3 protein-coding genes are annotated in these 3,057 nt (G+C 70.2%); all 3 read right to left on the bottom strand.

The window, feature by feature from the left end; translation table 11 throughout:
* Positions 1-1,070, bottom strand: a 1,070-nt coding sequence (gene mutL, locus HRUBRA_RS14425) for a DNA mismatch repair endonuclease MutL (protein ID WP_035518350.1), incomplete at its 3' end; no start/stop codon positions are given.
* A 73-nt stretch (positions 1,071-1,143) separates the two neighbouring features.
* The gene (locus tag HRUBRA_RS14420) at positions 1,144-2,499 is read right to left on the bottom strand and encodes an N-acetylmuramoyl-L-alanine amidase (protein WP_407681020.1); all 1,356 of its coding nucleotides are present in this window, start codon (positions 2,497-2,499) and stop codon (positions 1,144-1,146) included.
* Complete coding sequence (gene tsaE / locus HRUBRA_RS14415; protein ID WP_035518348.1) at positions 2,477-2,941, bottom strand: tRNA (adenosine(37)-N6)-threonylcarbamoyltransferase complex ATPase subunit type 1 TsaE; 465 nt, start codon at positions 2,939-2,941, stop codon at positions 2,477-2,479. Before tsaE ends, HRUBRA_RS14420 begins: the two co-directional genes overlap by 23 nt.
* Positions 2,942-3,057: the final 116 nt, after the last annotated feature.

The following is a 3,057-nucleotide window of genomic DNA, read 5'->3' as shown; positions in this document are numbered from 1 at the left end:
CCCTGGGCCGGCGCCGGACCGCTATCCACGCCCGCCGGGGCCGGCGCGGCGGCCGTGCCGTCCCCGGGGCGCAGCTCCGCAAGGGCCCGGTGCAGGGTGCCGTAGATGAGATTGTGCACCGAGCGCGAGTCGCGGAAGCGGACCTCGTGCTTGGTGGGGTGCACGTTCACATCCACCTGCGCCGGATCCACCGCCAGATAAAGCAGGTAGGCCGGGTGGCGGCCGTGGTAGAGCACGTCGCGGTAGGCCTGGCGCACCGCATGGGCCACGACCTTGTCGCGGACGATGCGGCCATTGACAAAAAAGTACTGCAGGTCCGCCTGGCTGCGTGAAAATGTGGGCAGACCGATCCAGCCGCCCAGGCGCAGCCCCGGGGCTTCCCGCTCCAGGGGCACGGACTGCTCCAGAAAAGCCGGCCCGCAGACCGCCGCCACCCGCCGGCGCTGCTCCGCCTCCGTGTCTGCGGGCCGCAGCCGTTGCACGGAGCGGCCGTTGTGCCGCAGGTCAAAGGCAACGTCGAAGCGGGCCAGGGCCAGGCGCTTGACCACCTCCTCGAGGTGCCCGAACTCGGTTTTCTCCGTGCGCAGGAACTTGCGCCGGGCCGGCGTGTTAAAAAACAGGTCGCGCACCTCGACGGTGGTCCCCCGGGGGTGCGGCGCCGGGGCCACGGTCACGGCCTGGTCCCGGCCCTCGCTGGCCGCCCGGTGCCCGGGGCCCGCGTCGCTGTCGTTGCTGGTGATACTGAGCCGGGACACGGAGCCGATGCTGGCCAGGGCCTCGCCGCGAAAGCCCAGGGTGCGCACGGCTTCGAGGTCATCGAGGCTGTCGATCTTGCTGGTCGCGTGCCGGGCCAGGGCCAGGGGCAGGTCCTCGGCACCGATACCGCAGCCGTTGTCGCGGATGCGGATAAGCCGCGTGCCGGCGCCCTCCACCTCGATGTCGAGCCGGTCGGCACCGGCATCGAGAGCGTTCTCTAGCAGTTCCTTGACCACCGAGGCCGGGCGCTCGACAACCTCCCCGGCGGCGATCTGGTTGGCCAGCCGCGGCGACAGGCGGTGGATCAGACCCACGGGGCGTGCCCTCCCTCGACCATCGCTGCGGCCATCACAGGCACCGCCATCACCGGGACTTTCCTTGCGGCCATCAGCTTGCCGGAATCTTCAGGGTCTTGCCGACCATGATGCGGTCCCCGCGCAGGCTGTTGTAGCTCTTCAATTCATTCACGGAGACGTTGAAGCGGTGGGCGATGCCCGAGAGCGTATCGCCGCGGGCGATGGTGTACTGGCGACCCAGCCCGTTTTCCTTCTCCCAGGCCAGCAGGGTGCCCGGCGGCGGGTGGTCACGCCACCAGCCGCGCAGGCCGCGGAAGATCGCCGCCGCCATCTGCCGGCGGTAGCTCGCTGTGGACAGCTTGCGCGCCTCCGCCGGATTCGAGATAAAGCCCGTCTCCACCAGGATCGACGGGATGTCCGGGGACTTGAGCACCGCGAAGGCCGCCTGCTCCACCTGGCGTTTGTGCAGCCGGGCCACCGTATCCATCTCGCCGAGCACCGTCGTGCCCATGTTCAGGCTGGCATCGAGCGTAGAGGTCATGGACAGGTCTGCGAGCACCCCGGCGAGCATTTCGTCCTTGTCGGCAAGGCGCACGCCGCCGATAAGGTCGGCGGCGTTTTCGCTCTCGGCCAGGTAGCGGGCCGTGGTACTGGTGGCGCCGCGGGTAGAAAGTGCATAGACGGAGGCACCGTTGGCTTCCTTGCGGGTAAAGGCATCGGCGTGGATGGATACAAAGAGGTCGGCCTGGCGCTTGCGGGCAAGATCCCGGCGGCCGCGAAGGCTCACGTAGTAGTCGCCGCTGCGAATCAGGGTCGGCCTGAAGCCGGGCTCGCGCTCGAAATGCGCGTGCAGCTCCTGCGCGATGGCGAGCACCACATCCTTCTCGCGCAGGCGGCCCGGGCCCAGGGCACCCGGGTCTTCCCCGCCGTGACCGGCGTCGATAGCCACCACCACGTCCCGCCGGCCGTCGGAGCGGGCGACCTTGCGCGGCGCGTCCGAAGGCGGCGCCTCGTCGTAGAGGTCAAGGACAACGCGGTCCGCGGCCTGGGCGTTGGCGCGCAGCGCGAAGCTGCGCGGCGTGACCGTCGCTTTCATGTCGAACACCAGGCGCAGATCGCTGCCTTCGCGCACGCCGGCGCGCACCCGGGTAATCGGTGTTCCCTCAAGGGGTAGCGCCTCGACGGTGCTACGCAGCACCACACCGGACACGTCCAGCACCACCCGGCGCGGGCTGTCGAGCACAATAACCCGATGCTCGGCGGGGGCGTCGAGGTCGAGCACGATGCGGGTGTGGTCCGGGGCGCGCCACAGACGCACATCCGTGACCGTGGCGGCGCCAGCGGCGGCCGTAGCGAGGAGCGCGGCGAGCGCCCCAAGGACCACAAGGCAGCGGGCGCCGCGGCGGCCCGGGCGCCGACCGTGCTCAGCCGTGATCGAGTGCTGCAAGCACATCTCCTGCTATCGGGGTTGCCGCCTCCAGCGTGACCCTGCGGCCATCGCCCTGCGCGCTCATGGTAATCGCTAAGTCAGCGGCGGGCAAAAAGCCCCGGCCCCGCTCCGGCCACTCCACCAGGCAGACGCCGTCGCCGCCGAGGTAATCGCGAAAGCCCAGCAGCTCAAGCTCCTCGGGGTCACCCAGGCGATAGAGATCAAAGTGGTAAACGGGCACCCGCGTATGCTCATAGGGCTCCACCAGCGTATAGGTCGGACTCTTTACCGCCCCGCGGTGGCCAAGGCCCTGGACGATGCCCCGGCACAGGGTGGTCTTGCCCGCACCCAACTCGCCGCTGAGCGTAAGCAACAGCCCCGGCACCAGCGCCTGTGCCAGCCCTGCCCCGAGGGCAAGGGTTGCCGCCTCATCGGCGAGCGTGACCGTCAGCGTGCGCATCAGCCCAGCAGCCGCCGCAGCGGCGCGAACAGGTCTGAGGGCAGCAGCCCGCGCTGGCCGTCGGCGGCCGCGAGATCGGCGGCCGCCGCATGGGCACAGACGGCCAGGCGGGCGGC

The organism is Pseudohaliea rubra DSM 19751 (assembly GCF_000764025.1).
Classification (GTDB): Bacteria; Pseudomonadota; Gammaproteobacteria; order Pseudomonadales; family Halieaceae; genus Pseudohaliea; species Pseudohaliea rubra.
This window is presented reverse-complemented; position numbering and strand designations above follow the sequence as displayed.

Bases quoted from the DNA above. Each gene is read 5' to 3' on its own strand.
- tsaE (WP_035518348.1), bottom strand. From the start codon at position 2,941: ATGCGCACGCTGACGGTCACGCTCGCCGATGAGGCGGCAACCCTTGCC.